The 16,184-nt window shown below is 66.2% G+C and carries 17 protein-coding genes; 8 read left to right on the top strand and 9 right to left on the bottom strand.

Going from position 1 to position 16,184, the window contains the following annotated elements:
- Positions 1-99: 99 nt before the first annotated feature.
- Both GU920_RS15615 and GU920_RS15610 read right to left on the bottom strand, forming a co-directional pair.
- Complete coding sequence (locus tag GU920_RS15615; protein ID WP_161767990.1) at positions 100-1,716, bottom strand: DEAD/DEAH box helicase; 1,617 nt, start codon at positions 1,714-1,716, stop codon at positions 100-102.
- A gap of 294 nt (positions 1,717-2,010) precedes the next feature.
- Positions 2,011-3,609: a peptide chain release factor 3 gene (locus tag GU920_RS15610; RefSeq protein WP_161767989.1), complete on the bottom strand. Its 1,599-nt coding sequence runs from the start codon at positions 3,607-3,609 to the stop codon at positions 2,011-2,013.
- 109 nt (positions 3,610-3,718) lie between these two features.
- Here GU920_RS15610 and GU920_RS15605 point away from each other — a divergent pair, with 109 nt between their 5' ends.
- Together GU920_RS15605 and GU920_RS15600 are read left to right on the top strand one after the other, a co-directional pair.
- Positions 3,719-4,498: an SDR family oxidoreductase gene (locus GU920_RS15605; RefSeq protein ID WP_161767988.1), complete on the top strand. Its 780-nt coding sequence runs from the start codon at positions 3,719-3,721 to the stop codon at positions 4,496-4,498.
- 89 nt (positions 4,499-4,587) lie between these two features.
- Positions 4,588-5,676, top strand: coding sequence for an ABC transporter ATP-binding protein (locus GU920_RS15600; RefSeq protein ID WP_161767987.1), 1,089 nt, complete (start codon positions 4,588-4,590; stop codon positions 5,674-5,676).
- Positions 5,677-5,692: 16 nt separating this feature from the next.
- Here the strand turns inward: GU920_RS15600 and GU920_RS19845 are convergent, their stop codons facing one another.
- Together GU920_RS19845 and GU920_RS15590 are read right to left on the bottom strand one after the other, a co-directional pair.
- Positions 5,693-5,923 carry a WYL domain-containing protein gene (locus GU920_RS19845; RefSeq protein WP_328799296.1) on the bottom strand — a complete coding sequence of 77 codons (231 nt, stop codon included), beginning with the start codon at positions 5,921-5,923 and terminating at the stop codon, positions 5,693-5,695.
- Positions 5,924-6,277: 354 nt separating this feature from the next.
- On the bottom strand, positions 6,278-6,634 hold the full coding sequence (locus GU920_RS15590; RefSeq protein WP_161767985.1) for a helix-turn-helix transcriptional regulator: 357 nt from the start codon (positions 6,632-6,634) through the stop codon (positions 6,278-6,280).
- 154 nt (positions 6,635-6,788) lie between these two features.
- Between GU920_RS15590 and GU920_RS15585 the strand changes: the two genes are divergently transcribed.
- The 5 genes from GU920_RS15585 to GU920_RS15565 all read left to right on the top strand — a co-directional run bounded on the left by GU920_RS15585 (position 6,789) and on the right by GU920_RS15565 (position 10,708).
- Positions 6,789-7,025, top strand: coding sequence for a twin-arginine translocase TatA/TatE family subunit (locus GU920_RS15585; protein WP_161767984.1), 237 nt, complete (start codon positions 6,789-6,791; stop codon positions 7,023-7,025).
- A gap of 35 nt (positions 7,026-7,060) precedes the next feature.
- Complete coding sequence (tatB, locus tag GU920_RS15580; RefSeq protein ID WP_161767983.1) at positions 7,061-7,654, top strand: Sec-independent protein translocase protein TatB; 594 nt, start codon at positions 7,061-7,063, stop codon at positions 7,652-7,654.
- A 1-nt stretch (position 7,655) separates the two neighbouring features.
- Positions 7,656-8,519: a twin-arginine translocase subunit TatC gene (gene tatC / locus GU920_RS15575; protein ID WP_161767982.1), complete on the top strand. Its 864-nt coding sequence runs from the start codon at positions 7,656-7,658 to the stop codon at positions 8,517-8,519.
- Positions 8,516-9,355, top strand: coding sequence for an ATP-binding protein (locus GU920_RS15570; RefSeq protein ID WP_161767981.1), 840 nt, complete (start codon positions 8,516-8,518; stop codon positions 9,353-9,355). Before tatC ends, GU920_RS15570 begins: the two co-directional genes overlap by 4 nt.
- 78 nt (positions 9,356-9,433) lie before the next feature.
- Positions 9,434-10,708: a hemolysin family protein gene (locus GU920_RS15565; protein ID WP_161767980.1), complete on the top strand. Its 1,275-nt coding sequence runs from the start codon at positions 9,434-9,436 to the stop codon at positions 10,706-10,708.
- A gap of 187 nt (positions 10,709-10,895) precedes the next feature.
- Here GU920_RS15565 and GU920_RS15560 read toward each other — a convergent pair whose 3' ends face one another.
- From GU920_RS15560 to efp, 5 genes are all read right to left on the bottom strand, one after another.
- Positions 10,896-12,137: a M23 family metallopeptidase gene (locus GU920_RS15560; RefSeq protein ID WP_161767979.1), complete on the bottom strand. Its 1,242-nt coding sequence runs from the start codon at positions 12,135-12,137 to the stop codon at positions 10,896-10,898.
- Between the two features lie 50 nt (positions 12,138-12,187).
- Positions 12,188-12,856, bottom strand: a complete 669-nt coding sequence (locus GU920_RS15555; protein WP_161767978.1) for a protein-L-isoaspartate(D-aspartate) O-methyltransferase — start codon at positions 12,854-12,856, stop codon at positions 12,188-12,190.
- Positions 12,853-13,638 (bottom strand): 5'/3'-nucleotidase SurE, encoded by a 786-nt coding sequence (gene surE / locus GU920_RS15550; RefSeq protein ID WP_161767977.1) that lies wholly within the window; start codon positions 13,636-13,638, stop codon positions 12,853-12,855. Before surE ends, GU920_RS15555 begins: the two co-directional genes overlap by 4 nt.
- 126 nt (positions 13,639-13,764) lie before the next feature.
- Positions 13,765-13,959: a hypothetical protein gene (locus tag GU920_RS15545; RefSeq protein WP_161767976.1), complete on the bottom strand. Its 195-nt coding sequence runs from the start codon at positions 13,957-13,959 to the stop codon at positions 13,765-13,767.
- Between the two features lie 247 nt (positions 13,960-14,206).
- Positions 14,207-14,773, bottom strand: a complete 567-nt coding sequence (efp, locus tag GU920_RS15540; protein ID WP_161767975.1) for an elongation factor P — start codon at positions 14,771-14,773, stop codon at positions 14,207-14,209.
- A 137-nt stretch (positions 14,774-14,910) separates the two neighbouring features.
- Here efp and epmA point away from each other — a divergent pair, with 137 nt between their 5' ends.
- A complete protein-coding gene (gene epmA / locus GU920_RS15535; RefSeq protein WP_161767974.1) occupies positions 14,911-15,963 on the top strand; it encodes an EF-P lysine aminoacylase EpmA in 1,053 nt (350 codons plus the stop codon).
- Positions 15,964-16,184 lie beyond the last annotated feature (221 nt).

Below are 16,184 nucleotides of genomic sequence, written 5' to 3'. Positions count from 1 at the left end.
TGACTGGAAAATTCTTCGATGAAGAATTTTCGCCCCCCAAGCTACAAAAAAGCCCCGCGATGCGGGGCTTTTGCGTCTTGGGTCGAAGCGTCTCGCAGATCAGCCTTCGGTGCCGCTGGCGGCCATGTCTTCTTCAGTGTCGTCGCTCGCCGGGCTGGCGATCTTGAAGCTGCGCAGGATGAAGTCCGGCACATGATCACCCATGCCCACCACCGGCGGACCGCTGCGGTCGTCGCGATCCCGCGACCGACGGTCATCGCGGCGGTCATCGTGACGGTCATCCCTGCGATCATCCCGGCGGTCACGCCCATCCGTCCGACGGTCATCGCCGCGCCCGTCCGAGCGACGCTCATCCTCGCGGCGCGGCCGGTCTTCGCGGCGCGGCTGCGGTGTGGGGTTCTCGGCCAGTTCGATGGGCTTCTCCACGGCGGCGGGGGCCTCGGCCCGCGGGTCACGCGGGGCGCGGTCGTTGCGGCCGTTTCCTCCCCGGCTGCGACCGGACTCGCGGCCGCCGCGGGGGTTGCGCTCTTCGCGCGGGCGGTCTGACGCCTCGCTCGCAAGATCCAGACCCTCGGGCATCTCGCCGCGCGGGATCGGCTGCTTCACGAGGTTCTCGATGGCGCTGAGATACTTGTCATCCATCGGCACGGCGATGGTGAAGGCCTTGCCCAGACGGCCCGCGCGCCCTGTGCGCCCGATGCGGTGGACATAGTCCTCCGGGTGGCTCGGCACGTCGAAATTGAACACATGGCTCACCGCCGGGATGTCCAGCCCGCGCGCCGCCACGTCAGAGGCGACAAGCAGATGAACAGACCCATCCCGGAAACCGTCCAGAGTGCGCGTGCGCACGGATTGATCCAGATCGCCGTGGATCGGGGCGGCATTGAAGCCATGCGACTTGAGCGATTTGGCCACCACATCCACATCCATCTTGCGATTGCAGAAGATGATGGCGTTGGTGCAGCTTTCGCCTTCGGCCCGGATCAACGCCCGCAGCAGCGCGCGCTTTTCGGTGAAGCTGCGATCCTTGCGCGAAGGCGTGAACTGGATCAGCTTCTGGTCGATCGTCGTCGATGTGGTGGACTGGCGTGCCACTTCGATCTTGGCCGGGTTCGATAGGAAGGTGTTGGTGATGCGCTCGATCTCGGGCGCCATGGTGGCGCTGAAGAACAGCGTCTGGCGGGTGAAGGGAGTCAGCTGGAAGATGCGTTCGATGTCGGGGATGAACCCCATGTCGAGCATGCGGTCCGCTTCATCCACAACCATGATCTGCACGCCGGTCAGCAAAAGCTTGCCGCGTTCGAAGTGGTCAAGCAGACGGCCCGGCGTGGCGATCAGCACGTCCACGCCCCGATCGATCAGCTTGTCCTGTTCGCCAAAGGACACGCCGCCAATAAGCAGTGCCTTGGTGAGCTTGGTGTGCTTTGCATAGATGTCGAAGTTTTCGGCCACCTGCGCGGCCAGTTCCCGCGTGGGCGCCAGCACGAGGCTGCGCGGCATCCGCGCGCGGGCGCGGCCCTGCCCCAGAAGGGTGATCATCGGCAGGGTGAAGCTTGCGGTCTTGCCCGTGCCGGTCTGGGCGATGCCCAGCACGTCGCGGCCCTGCAGCGCATGGGGAATGGCCTGCGCCTGAATAGGCGTCGGGGTTTCATAGCCCGCTTCCGCAACGGCCTGAAGTACGCGCGGGTCCAGCGCGAGATCGGAGAATTTGGTCATAAGCGTCCTTGTAGATGCGGGATCGGCCCGCAAAGGTGAAGGGACGCTGCTGTCCGGGCGTCCCGGCGTCGAGGGTGGCCACGCCACCTGTCGGGCATCTAGCGGAAATGGCCTGCAGGGTCAAGGTTTGCCATGGCTGACAACCCTTGAGACCCCAAGAAATCACGGGTTTTGTGGCCTTGGCGGCCTGTTGGGAGGGCGGGATGGCAACGACGCCGTGATCTGGCGCACCAGTCCCGCGGGTTGCAGGGCGTCCTGTCCGAGCCTGCCGTCGCATGTGACGCGCAGGCCGGGTCAGGCCATCATTTCCTTGGTCGCGGTCAGTTTCAGCAGGGGATAATCCCGCTCCACCCGGTCGATGTCCCATTTCAGGCGCGTGAGATAAACCATGTCGCCGTCATTGTCGGTGGCGATATGCCCCTTGTTGACGTTGACGAAGCGGTCCACCTCATCCTTCGGGCCTGCCACCCAGCGCGCGCTGGTGAATTGCGACGGCTCGAACCGCACGGGCAGGCCGTATTCCTGTTCGATCCGGCTGGCCAGCACGTCAAACTGCAGCGCGCCCACCACGCCCACGATGAAGCCCGATCCGATCATGGGCTTGAACACCTTGGCCGCGCCTTCCTCGGCAAACTGCATCAGCGCCTTTTCCAGATGCTTGGCCTTCATCGGATCGCCCGCCCGCACGCCCTGCAACAGTTCCGGCGCGAAGGACGGGATGCCGGTGAACCGCAGCGCCTCGCCCTCGGTCAGCGCGTCCCCGATGCGCAACTGGCCGTGGTTCGGGATGCCGATGATGTCGCCCGCCCAGGCCTCTTCGGCCAATTCCCGGTCGGCGGCCAGAAATAGGACGGGGTTCGATACCGCCATGGGCTTCTTCGACCGCACATGCAGCAGTTTCATGCCCCGCTCGAAATGCCCCGACGCAAGGCGGACAAAGGCCACCCGGTCGCGATGCTTGGGATCCATATTGGCCTGCACCTTGAAGACCACGCCCGTCACCGGCGCCTCTTCCGGCGCCACCTTGCGCGTCGCGGTGGGCTGCGGCTGCGGTTCGGGGCCATATTTCCCGATGCCATCCATCAATTCCTTCACGCCAAAGGAATTGATCGCCGACCCGAACCAGATCGGCGTCATGGACCCGTTCAGCAGGGCGTTTCGGTCAAAGGCGGGCAGAAGTTCCCGCGCCATCTCCAGTTCATCCCGCAACTTGGCCAGCAGGTCGGCAGGCACATGTTCCGCCAGTTTCGGGTCGTCCAGCCCGTTGATCTGGATGGTTTCGGCCACCCGGTTGCGATCGGCCCGGTCCATCAGTTCCAGCCGGTCGTTCAGGATGTCATAGCAGCCAAGGAAATCCCGCCCCTGACCGATGGGCCAACTGGCCGGCGACACGTCGATGGCCAGGTTTTCCTGGATCTCGTCGATGATCTCGAAGGTGTCGCGCGCCTCGCGGTCCATCTTGTTGCAGAAGGTCAGGATGGGCAGGTCGCGCAGGCGGCAGACTTCAAACAGCTTGCGCGTCTGGCTTTCCACGCCCTTGGCCCCGTCAATCACCATCACCGCGCAATCCACCGCCGTCAGCGTGCGATAGGTGTCTTCGGAAAAATCGCTGTGGCCGGGCGTATCCACCAAATTGAAGCGGAACTCGCGGAAATCAAAGCTCATGGCGCTGGCCGAGACCGAAATCCCGCGTTCCTGCTCCATCTTGATGAAATCCGACCGCGTCCGCCGCGCCTCGCCCTTGGCGCGCACCTGACCGGCCATCTGGATGGCGCCCCCGAACAGCAGGAACTTTTCGGTCAGCGTCGTCTTGCCCGCATCGGGGTGAGCGATGATGGCAAAGGTCCGGCGTCGGGCGATTTCGGGCGGAAGGGTGGGGCGATTGTCCAGCATGACGCGCCCTTATCCCAAAGCGCGCGGCGCGTCCACTGGTGCAGCGCGCCCTTGCCGCCCCGCGCCCGGGCCGCTACGCATGGCAGGCAAATCAGACAGGGAGGCCGGGATGGATCTGGGCATCAGGGGAAGGCGCGCTTTGGTCTGTGCCTCGTCAAAGGGGCTGGGCAAAGGCTGTGCCGAGGCGCTGGCCGAGGCCGGGGTGGACCTCATCCTGAACGCGCGCGGGGCTGAGGCGCTGGAGGCGACCGCCGCCGCCATCCGCGCCCGCCATAACGTGAACGTCACCGCAATTGCCGCCGATATCACCACCGATGAAGGCCGGGACCGCGTGCTTCAGGCCGCCGCTGGGGTGGATATTCTGGTCACCAATGCGGGCGGCCCGCCCCCGGGGCTGTGGACGGATTGGACGCGCGACGATTTCATCCGTGCGCTCGATGCCAACATGCTGACGCCCATCGCGCTGATGAAGGCGCTGCTGCCCGGCATGATCGACCGGCGGTGGGGCCGGGTCGTCAACATCACCTCGCAATCGGTCAAGGCGCCGATCCCGCAGCTTGGCCTTTCCAACTCGGCCCGCGCGGGGCTGACAGGCTATGTCGCGGGCACCTCGCGGCAGGTGGCGCCTTATGGCGTGACGATCAACAACCTCTTGCCCGGCATCCATGCCACGGATCGCGCCACATCGCTCGATCAGGGGGTGACCAAGGCCGAAGGCATCAGCATGGCAGAGGCGCGCGCCCGGCGCGAGGCGTCGATCCCCGCCCGCCGCTATGGCGACCCGGCGGATTTCGGGGCGGCCTGCGCGTTCCTCTGCTCGCAGAAGGCGGCCTTCATCGTAGGGCAGAACATCCTTCTCGATGGTGGGCAGACCCTCGCCACGCTGTGATCGCTGGGGCAGGGCAGGGCGGCCCGCGGCGCTTGCCGCTGCCCGCCCTGCCTGCTAGGGACATTCCCGATCAATTTTCTAGGGAACCCATGCCCGACACCTCGCCGCCCCGCCTCGTCGTCTCTGGCCTGTCGCGCGCCTTCGGTGGCGCGCCGGTCGTGGATGATGTCTCGCTCGAGGTGGCGGCGGGGCAGGTGACCTGCCTCCTCGGGCCTTCCGGCTGCGGCAAATCCACCACCTTGCGCATGATCGCCGGGGTGGACAGGCCGGATCGCGGCAGCATCCGCATCGACGGGCGCTTGATCTGCGACACCACTACCTTCACCCCGCCCGAGGCGCGCTCTGTCGGCCTGATGTTTCAGGATTTCGCGCTCTTTCCGCATCTGACGGTGGCGCAGAACGTGGCGTTCGGCCTGGGCACCGACCGCGCGGCGCGGCAGCGCCGGGTGGAGGAATTGCTGGAACGCGTCAACCTGTCCGGCTACGGCCCCAAACACCCGCATCAGCTGTCCGGCGGCGAACAGCAGCGCGTGGCACTGGCCCGCGCGCTGGCCCCGCGTCCGCGCGTGATGCTGATGGATGAACCCTTCTCGGGCCTCGACAACCGCCTGCGCGACGGCATCCGCGACACCACGCTCGAGGTGTTGAAAGAGGAAGGCACCGCGGTCGTCCTTGTCACCCATGAACCGGACGAGGCGATGCGCATGGCCGACGAGATCGCGCTGATGCGCGGCGGGCGCATCGTGCAGCGGGGCGCGCCCTACAACATCTACAACAAGCCCGTAGACAAGGCGGCGGCAGCTTTCTTCAGCGATATCAACGTGATCCGTGGCACGTCGCGCGGGGCGCTGACCGATACGCCCTTCGGCGCCTTCCTCACCCCCGGCTTCGCCGATGGGGCCGAGGTGGAAATCATCATCCGTCCCCAGCACCTGAAGATCGACTTTGACCGCGGCGGTCGCGGCCCCAATCCCACCGCGCAGGACGGCACGCCCGCCCGCGGGGTGTTGCAGCGCGCCCGCTATCTGGGCCGCGAAAGCCTTGTGGATTTCCGCATGGATCATGACGGCTCCATCCTGACCGCCTCTGTCCCCGGGGTTTTCCTTCCCAAGCCCGGCACCGCGCTCTGGCTGATGATCCGCCGCGACCGCTGCTTCGTCTTCCCGGTCAGCCGCTGATCCCCGCCTGCGCCTGCTAGGCTGCAAGATCACGCCCCGTCTCGGGGCGCGCCACCCGCCCGGTGTCGCGCACCTCCGCGATCTGGTCCACGCGGAAGCTGCGGAAATCCCCGCGCGCCTCGCACCATGTGGCCAGCGTCCAGACACGCCCCCAGCCGGATCGCGCGCCGCAGGTCCGGCAGGTGCTGGGCTGCGGCCAGCGCTTCCGCCCCCGGAAAGATCCAGACCGGCGGATCGGCCGCCGCATGGGCCGAGGCCGCGTCGCGCCACTCCACCCAATCGGACCACTGCCTGTCGCCCCCCTGCACCAGACGGCGGCGCAGGAAACCGGGCTGTTTCCGCAGTGATCCCTCCGTCGCGCGCGCGGCGTAAAGGAAGGCCGCCTCTTCCGTCCCGGGCACAAGGCGGAAGGTCACCACCTTCACGCAAGGGGCAGGCGCGCCCCGCGCTCCATCTGCGGGGGCAAGGCTGGGGGCCAGGGCAAAGGCGATGGCAAAGGCTGGGGCAAGGGTCAGGATCGGGCGCATCATGTCTTGCCTTCGACATATCAGGGTGCGCCCCTTCTGACAGGGTCCAACTGACAACAGCCTGTCGGCAGCCTTTACCCCTCCGGCTCGATCCCCGCCTGCGGCATCAGGGTCGCGACCTTGCTCAGCAGGGACCGCGCCGCCCGCGCGCGCGGGTTCGCGTCCTCCTCGGCAACATGGCGCAGCCCTTCGACCAGCGCCTCCAACTCATCCGCCGTCATCAGCGTGGGTGGCAGCATCAGCGGCGACCGCAGGATGTAGCCCAGCCCCCGCTCCCCCTCCACCGGCAGGCCGGTCTGGGCCATCACCGCCATGTCGCGCCAGATCGTACGGGCCGAAACACCCACCGCCGCCGCAAGTTCCGCCGCCGTGTGGAGGCGCCCGTCGCGCATGATCTGGATCAGGTCGTAAAGACGGTCGTCGCGTTTCATTGGGCCATCCTGCTGGGGCAACTGACAAAATACTGTCAGTTGAGCGATGAGCAAAGCCCTTTTCCCCTTTAATCGCGCCCGCCCTTCGCCCTATTCAAACGCTCAGGATATGGATCATCGCCCGCGCTCCGGGCCCTCAGGATGGAGAGATGCCATGCTACAGAATATCGGTCTTCCCGGCCTTCTTCTCATCGCCGTTGTCGTGCTCGTGCTGTTTGGCAAGGGCAAGGTTTCGGCGCTGATGGGCGAGGTCGGCAAAGGGATCACCGCCTTTAAGAAGGGCGTGAACGATGGTCAGGCAGAGATCGAGAAAGAGGCCGCCGACAGCGCGCGTGATGTGACGCCCGCCACCGCCGCCGCTCCGGCCGCTGCTGACAAGGACAAGGTCTGAACGCCCCCACGGGCTGACAGGCTGGAGGATCGCGCATGGAAATCGGCTGGACCGAGTTGATGGTCATCGGGGTGGTCGCGCTGATCGTGATCGGCCCCAAGGACCTGCCGGAAATGTTCCGGACGCTCGGGCGCTTTACTGCAAAGGCCCGTGCCATGGCGCGCGATTTCAGCCGCGCGATGGAACAGGCCGCGCGCGAAACCGGGGTGGATGAGGTGGCAAAAGACCTCAAGACCGTGGCATCGCCCAAATCCATGGGGCTGGAAGCCGTGAAAAGCGCGGCCGACAAGTTCGAAAAATGGGACCCGCTCAAGAACGCGGCACGCCCCACATCACCCACCCCGCCCCGCGCACCGCTCACCCCACCGCCAATGCCCGCGACGCCAGCCCAGACGGCCGCCGCAACGCCCACGCAAGCCGCTGAGGCGGTCGCCGCGCCCGCGATGGGGCCTGCCACCGCCGCGCTTGCCGAACAACAGGCGCAACGCAAGGCCATCGCGCAGGAAGCCGCAGAAAAGCTGCGCGCCGTGGGCCAGCCGCCCGCGCCCGCAGCCACACCTGCCGCACCCCCGCCCGCCCGCAAGGAGACCGGCGACGGCATCCTTGGCGACCTGACCGGCGAGGAATGAGATGACCGCCAAAACCGAAGAGATAGACGACAGCTCTGCCCCGCTGATCGAACACCTGACCGAACTGCGCAACCGGATCCTCTATTCGCTTGCGGCCTTTCTCGTGGCCATGGTGATCTGTTTCAGCGTGTGGAACCCGATCTTCAACTTCCTCACGCAGCCCATCTGCGACGCGCTCGCCTCACGGCAGCAGGATTGCGGGCTTGTGCTGATCAAGCTGCAGGAAGGTTTCTTCGTGGCGATCCGCATCTCGGTGATGGGGGGCTTTGCGCTGTCCTTCCCGATCATCGGCTATCAGCTTTGGCGCTTTGTCGCGCCCGGCCTCTACAAATCTGAAAAACAGGCGTTCCTCCCCTTCCTTCTGGCCTCGCCCGCGATGTTCTTCCTCGGCGCGGCCTTCGCCTATTACCTTGTGCTGCCGATCGCCTTCGATTTCTTCCTGAACTTCCAGCAGGGCTACGGCGGCGACCTGACCACCGGCACCCCGGCGACGGACGCGCCCGCGGGCATCGTGTTCCAGGGTTCGATGGAACAATACCTCTCGCTGACGACCAGCTTCGTCATGGCCTTCGGCCTGTGCTTCCAATTGCCCGTGCTACTTACCCTGATGGGCAAGGCGGGGCTTGTCTCGGCGGCCGGTCTTGCAGGCATGCGCCGCTATGCCATCGTGCTGATCCTCGTCGTCGCCGCGGTTGTGACACCGCCCGACATGATGTCGCAGATCATCCTCTTCTCTGCCATCTACCCCCTCTATGAAATCTCCATCTTCCTCATCCGCCGGATCGAGAGGAAGCGCGAGGCGGCACTGCGCGCCGAAGGGCTCTGGGTTGATGATGTCGTCGATGAGGACAGCCCCAAGGCATGACCGAAGACGCGCTGACCCGCATCGCCGCCGCGCTGGAACGCTTGGCCCCGGCGCCGATGCCCGCGCCCGACTTCACGGCCGAGGCCTTCGCCTGGCACACCCAGCCTGACCGGCTGGAACCCGTGTCCCGCGTGGCGCGGGTGGATATCGGCCTCCTGCTCGGGGTGAACCGGTCGCGCGACACCCTGCTTGAAAACACCCGGCATTTCGCGATGGGCCTTCCGGCCAACAACGCGCTTCTCTGGGGCGCGCGCGGTATGGGGAAATCCTCGCTCGTGAAGGCGGTTCATGCGGCGATCCGCGCCGAAGGCCATGACCTGAAGATCGTGGAACTTTCGCGCGAAGATCTGCCCTCCGTCACCCGCCTCTTGCACCATCTGCGGGCGGCTTCCCCCCTGCGCTTCATCCTGTTCTGCGATGACCTGTCCTTCAGCCATGATGACCAGCATTACAAAAGCCTGAAGGCCGTGCTGGATGGCGGGATCGAGGGACGGCCGGAAAACGTGCTCTTCTACGCCACGTCGAACCGCCGCCATCTAATGCCGCGCGACATGATCGAAAACGAACGCTCCACCGCCATCAGCCCGTCCGAGGCCGTGGAAGAAAAGGTCTCGCTCTCGGATCGTTTCGGCCTCTGGCTCGGGTTCCATCCCTGCAGTCAGGATGACTATCTCGACATGATCCGCGGCTATTGCGCGGCGCATGGCGTGATGGTTGCGGAAGATCGCCTGCGGGCCGAGGCCATCGAATGGCAGGCCACGCGCGGCGGGCGGTCAGGCCGTGTGGCATGGCAGTTCTTCTGCGATCTCGCCGCGCGCGAAGGCGTTCGTCTCTGATCTCGCGCGGGGCGGGCCGCTTGCGGCAGCCCGTGGTTTACCCTATCTATCGCCCCTGTTTTCTCCATTTGGCATCCGATGCTCACCGAAATCCTTATCGTCGTGGCCCTGATCGTTTTGAACGGGGTGCTCGCCATGTCCGAACTGGCCATCGTTTCGGCCCGACCGGCGCGGCTCAAATCGCTTGAGGCAAGATCGCGGGGCGCGGCGGCAGCACTGCAACTGTCGGAAGACCCTGGTCGCTTTCTGTCCACCGTCCAGATCGGCATCACCGCTGTTGGCGTGCTGTCCGGCGCCTTTTCGGGCGCCACGCTGGGCGCGCGGCTGGCGGGCTGGCTGGCAGGGCAGGGGGTTGATGCCGATCTCGCCTCCACCCTCGGGGTGGGCGGTGTTGTGGTGATGCTGACCTACCTTTCGCTGATCATCGGCGAACTGGTGCCCAAGCAACTCGCCCTCCGCAACCCTGAGGCGATCGCCATCCGCGTGGCCCCGGCGATGAACCTTCTGTCCCGGGTCGCCGCGCCGATCGTCTGGCTGCTCGATCGGTCGGGCAAGCTTCTGCTGCGCCTGCTCGGGGCCTCGGGCGAAGGCGGCGGGAAAGTGACCGAGGAAGAGGTGCACACCCTTCTGACCGAGGCCCATGCCGAAGGCCTCATCGAACCCGAAGAGCGTGAGATGATGGCCGGCGTCATGCGCCTTGCCGATCGGACCGCCCGCGCCCTGATGACCCCGCGGCACGAGGTGCAGATGCTCGACATCACCGCCTCGCCCGGGGAAACCGTTGCCGCGATCCGCCGCATCGGTCGCCCGCGTATGCCCGTGCGCAACCCCGAAACCGACGAAGTCGTGGGCATCATCACCCTGACCGATGCCTTCGATGCCCTGTCGCGCCGCCAAAGCCTCGATCCCGCGCGGCTCCTGCGCGAAGTGCCGGTAGTGTCGGACAAGGCCGATGCCTTGGACGTGATGGACATCCTGCGCGGATCGGCCCACCATCTGGCGCTCGTCTATGACGAATACGGCCATTTCGAAGGGATCATCACCTCTGGCGATATTCTCGAGGCGATCACCGGCACCGTCGCTGTCCAGTCAGAAGACGAACCCGCCCTGCTGGAGCGCGAGGATGGCAGTCTCCTCGTCTCGGGCTGGATGCCCGCCGATGAATTCTGCGATCGGCTTGCCATCCCGCGCGAATTGGCGGGTGGCTATGAAACCGTGGCCGGTCTGGTGCTCAATCTCTTTGGGCGGCTGCCGGGTCTGGGGGAATCGACGGCCGCCGAAGGGTACCGGTTCGAAATCATCGACCTCGATGACCGCCGCATCGACAAGGTGCTGGTCAGCCGGATCGCCTGACGCATCCCAACCAAAGACGCCCCACCTCGCGTCAGGTCCATGGGCATACGCCAAACGGCGGGGTCTTGGCTGGTTCCCTTCGCCCTTTCACCTTGGGAAAGATACCCAAAAAGAAAATCACCCCTCGCGAAACGCCCTCAGTCAGGGGCGCAAGGGGGGGCCGGGGGGGGCTGTTGCCCCCCCTGCCTCAGCGAAGGAAGGGCATCGGGTCGGTACTCGCCGCGCCGCGCCGCACCTCGAAATGCAGGAAGGACGGATCGCCCGACCGCACATTCGCGATGGTCTGCCCCTTGGTCACCGTGTCGCCCTTCTTCACGGTGATCCCGGCCACCCCGGCATAGACGGTCAGCAGCCCGCCTTCGTGCCGGATCACCACGATGGGCGTCTGGGCGGTGTCCTGCGTGATGGCCGCCACCGTGCCCGCTGCCGCCGCCTTGACCGGCGTGCCTGCCGGGGCGGCGATGTCGATGCCTTCATTGCGGGGCGGTTCATAGCCGCGGATGATGTTGCCAGCCGCCGGCATGGCGAATTGCGCGGCCGAGGCGCTCGTGCGTGCCTCGCCCAGATCGGGCGAAGCTGGCCGACCCTGCGCCCCCTGCGCGGCCGGAACCGTCTCCTCATCCGGCAGGGGTTTGGCCGCCGACGGCGGCTCCGGCGTCGGTGAGCCTGCTCCCGGCGGCGTCACCGCCTCCACCGTGCGCTCGGGCGGCGCACCCGAGGGCGTGGGGATCATCAGATACTGGCCTTCGCGGACCTCCAGATTTGCGCCAAGCCCGTTCCAGTCGGCCAGCGCCCGTGCCGAGACGTTGTACTGACGCGCGATGGAGAACGCCGTCTCTCCCCGCTTCACCTGATGCCGCGTGGGCGCCATGGCGCCAAGCGCGCTGTCATTCGGCGCCGGTGCCGCCGCAGGCTGGGCCGCCGCCCCGCTGTCCACGCGGTCCAGCGCGGTGGTGGCGATGCTCGTCACGCTGACCGCGCCGCCCCCGGTCGAGGGCAGCGGTGCCGCCGCCACATTGCCCCCGCTGATGACTGCACCCGCGCCTGCCCCGCTGCCCGCCGCCGCCACGCGGCGGGGCAGGGCCAGCACCTCGCCATCGCGCAGGGGGGCGTTGGGTTGGATGGCGTTGTAGCTGGCCAGTTCTGCCGGGTTCAGCCCCACCCGCGCGGCCACGCTGCCCACCGTATCCCCGCGCCGCGCCACGGCCACCTGATACCCCGGATAGCTGATCACCCCGTTGGCATCCGGCGTGGGCCGGGCGGCCGTCGCCTGCCGCGCGGCATCGGTCGTGTCAAAGGTGCCCGCCCCGCTGCGGAAATCCCAGTCCAGATCGCTCAGCATGCCCGGCTGGCCACCGGTGCAGGCGGCCAGCGCCAGAAGCGACGTCGAAAGTGCAACTGCGCGCAACGTCCGGGGTGGATGGGTCATGCTCTGCCTCTTTGCCGACGGTCCGGGTTGAAACCCCGAAGCCATTCCATTCATTCCGTGCCAATGCCTTCGACCAGCGGCACGAAACGCACCGGGCGAAGCTCGTCATAGTCAAATCCGCTCTCGGTCCGCGTCACCTTGATCAGGCTCTGCACGGTGTCCGACTGCCCGACGGGCAATACCATGATACCCCCGGTTTTCAACTGCGCCAATAGGGGGCCGGGCGGGTCTTCGGCGGCGGCCGTCACTATGATGCGATCAAAGGGCGCCTGATCGGGCAGGCCAAAGCTGCCATCGCCCGTGATCGCCGTGATATTGGTCAGGTCCAGCGCGCGAAAGATTGCATCCGCCTCGCGCACCAGCCTGCGATGCCGGTCCACCGTATACACCCGGCGTGCGAGCTGGCTCAGGACCGCGGCCTGATAGCCCGACCCCGTGCCGACCTCCAGCACCTTGTCCCGCGGCTGCACGGCCAAGGCCTGCGTCATGATCCCCACGATACTGGGCTGGCTGATCGTCTGGCCGCAGGCGATGGGTAGCGGCATGTCCTCATAGGCGCGTTCGGCAAACAGACCGCGCACGAAATGCCCCCGGTCGATGGCCTCCATCGCCGACAGCACGCGGGCATCGGTCACGCCACGCGACCGCAAGGCAAAGAGAAAGCGCATCTTCCGTTCGGCGGCGGACCCATCCTCGTCAAAGTCCGCCCCCCCCGTCATGCCAGCCGCGCCTCGAGATCAGACAAAAGATCATGCGCCGTCAGGTCCGCCCGCATCGGCGTGACCGAGATATAGCCGTCTAGGTTCACCGCCGCATCCGTTCCGGGCAGGGTGGGCGTCTGCTGCGGCCCGCCCTTGATCCAGAGATAGCGCCGTCCCGTGGGCGACAGTTGCGCCTCGGCCGAAAAGGCGGTGTCGCGCCGAAAGCCCTGTGCAGCGACCTTCACGCCCTTCACCCGGTCGGCGGGCAGGGGCGGGAAGTTCACGTTGTAGAACACCCGGTAGTCGTCATTCGTCCAGATCCCGCGGTCCAACAGCGCGCGCACCACGCCCGTGCCATGGCGGCGGGCGGTCTCGAACGGATCGGCCATCCCCTCCATCTCGGGGCCGAAGAACTGCGACAGGGCAATCGCCGGGATACCCTGCAGCGCCGCCTCCATCGCCCCGCCGATGGTGCCGGAGTACAGCACGTTCTCGGCCGAGTTGTTCCCCCGGTTCACCCCCGACAGCACCAGATCGGGCCGCGCGCCCTCCAGCACGTCATAGAGGCCTGCCAGCACGCAATCTGCCGGGCTTCCCTCGGCGGCGTAGCGGCGCGGGGCGAGCTTCGCGATCATCATCGGATGGGTGTAGCTGATGCAATGGCCGACCCCCGATTGTTCGAAAGCCGGGGCCACCGTCCACACCTCGCCTTTCGGCCCGGCAATGGCTTGGGCGATTTCGTCCAGCACCGCCAGCCCGGGGGCGTTGATGCCGTCGTCATTGGTGATCAGGATACGCATGCTTTCCCTGCCTTGCTCCCGTTCTGATTAGAACAGGGCGGAAGGGGGGGCAAGCGTCAGCCCCGATCAATCGCAGGTCGCACGGTCACTGTTGCATCCGCCGCCACGCCGGGCGGCGCGCGCCCATCACTCGGTCACGGACGCGTTCTGCGTCACCGGCGCGGGTTCACCCAGGAAAAAGCCTTTGGGTGCGAACAGCACGCCCAGCACGGCAATATAGGCCAGCAGGAACAGAACGATTGCCGCACGCTGGCTGCCCTTGTCGGACGGTGCTGCCGAACGGGCAGGGGCGGCGCGGGTCATCGACAATGTCTTTGGCATGGCAGTGCTCCTCGGACTCGATTCCACCCAAGAATACAGCATCACGCAATGTTTCGGGTTCTGAAATCTTCCCCGGTTCCAGAACATCGTTCCAACTGGCGGCAATCCGCCAAACGCTGTTCTTCTGCAGGTGCATCCTTGCCGATGCAGCGAAACATCCTTCCGCCTTGCACTGCGGCGCGCGGCAAAAACGCAAAAGGGGCGCCCGAAGGCGCCCGTCCGGTCTGCCGCACGCCCTGCGACAGGATCAGTCTTTCGCGCGTTCCACGTAGGAATGATCCTCGGTATTGATCACGATCCGCGTGCCTGCCCCGATATGCGGCGGCACCATCACGCGCAGCCCGTTCGAGCAGATCGCCGGCTTGTACGAGGAAGACGCCGTCTGCCCCTTCACCACCGGCTCGGTCTCGGTGATCTCCACCACCACCTTCTGCGGCAGTTCCAGCGCGATCGGCACGCCCTCGAAGGTGCGCAGAAAGACCTTGATCCCTTCCGTCAGGAACACCTTGTCCTCGCCCACCACATCGGGCGTGGCGACGAGCTGTTCATAGGTGTTCGGCTCCATGAAGTGATAGCCTTCGCCATCTTCGTACAGATAGTCATACTCCCGTTCGTCCACGGTGGCCTTCTCCACCATCTCGGTGGTGCGCCAGCGTTCCGACACCTTCACACCGTCCGAGATGCGGCGCATGTCCACGCTGGTCGTGGGCGTGCCCTTGCCGGGGTGGAAGTTTTCGGCCTTGAGCACGGCGTAAAGCTTGCCGTCCATCTCGACGACGTTGCCCTTGCGAAGGGAAGAAGCGATGACTTTCACGGGGTCGTTTCCTTGCGGTTTCGGGTAAGCCCGCTTAATCCAGCAGGCGATTGGCGCTGCACCTAGCGCATCTTTCGCCAAATCTCAAACCGAAAGCGCTACGCCCCAAACGCGCCCCGCACCGAAAGCGCCATGCCATGACCGACCACGCCGCACCAACCCCCTGGTGGCATCCCACCCGCCACGCCGACCGCCGCCCCGTGCTGCTGGCGCGCAACCGCATCCAGGCAGCGCTGCGCCGCTGGTTCGATGCGCAGGGCTTCACGGAAGTGGACCCCGCCGCGCTGCAGGTGTCCCCGGGGAACGAGGCGCATCTGCACGCCTTCACCACCGATGCCTTGGGCCATGACGGCGCGGCGCGGCGGATGCATCTGCACACCAGCCCCGAATTCGCGATGAAAAAGCTGCTCGCGGCGGGCGAAACCCGCATCGCGGCCTTTGCCCATGTCTGGCGCAACCGCGAAAGGGGGGCGCTGCACTCGCCCGAATTCACGATGCTCGAATGGTATCGCACGGGCGAGGATTATGCGGTGCTCATGGACGACACCGCCGCCTTCCTGCGCCTTGCCGCAGACACCGCTGGCGCGGCCCTTCTGCGCTACCGCGACCGCACCTGCGATCCCCACGCCCCCTATGAGCGGCTCTCGGTGGCAGAGGCCTTCTCGCGCCATGCCGGGATTGACCTTCTGGCCACGATCCATGCCGACGGCACGCCTGACCGCACCGCGCTGGCCGCGCAGATGGCGGGGCAGGGGATGGCAGTGTCAGAGGATGATACATGGTCCGATCTCCTCTCCAAGGTTCTCGTCACCCGGATCGAGCCACATCTCGGCCTTGGCCGCATCACCGTGCTTGATCGCTACCCGGCGGCCGAGGCCGCCCTTGCCCGCGCCTGCGCCGACGACCCGCGCGAAGCCGAGCGGTTCGAGGTCTATGCCTGCGGGGTGGAACTGGCCAATGGCTTTGGCGAACTAACCAACCCCGCTGAACAGCGCCGCCGCTTCCAGATCGAGATGGACGAAAAGGAACGCATCTACGGCGAACGCTATCCGATCGACGAGGATTTCCTCGCCGCGCTGGCCCATATGCCCCCGGCTTCGGGCATCGCGCTGGGGTTTGACCGGCTTGTCATGCTGGCCACCGGGGCGCCGAGAATCGATGACGTGCTCTGGGCGCCCGTGGCGGATTGACAGCGCCCCCGCGGCCCTTGCCCGATACGGAAACAATCGCGCACAGCTCGCCTTATTGGTGTGGTGCGCGAAACAAACCCCCTAAAGCCCCGCCAAATCGGCCAAAACAATCGCATAAACCAAAGTTTAGGGGGATAAACGGGGTATTCAAACCGGCCCCGGATCCGCCCCGCGCGCCGTTCCCCCCCATTGCCTGATTCCCGAACTGCGCTCACCTTGGA

Origin of the sequence: Paragemmobacter ruber (assembly GCF_009908315.1) — a bacterium.
GTDB classification, from domain to species: Bacteria; Pseudomonadota; Alphaproteobacteria; order Rhodobacterales; family Rhodobacteraceae; genus Paragemmobacter; species Paragemmobacter ruber.
The sequence above is the reverse complement of the archived record's forward strand: the minus strand, read 5'-3'. Positions and strand labels throughout refer to the sequence as shown.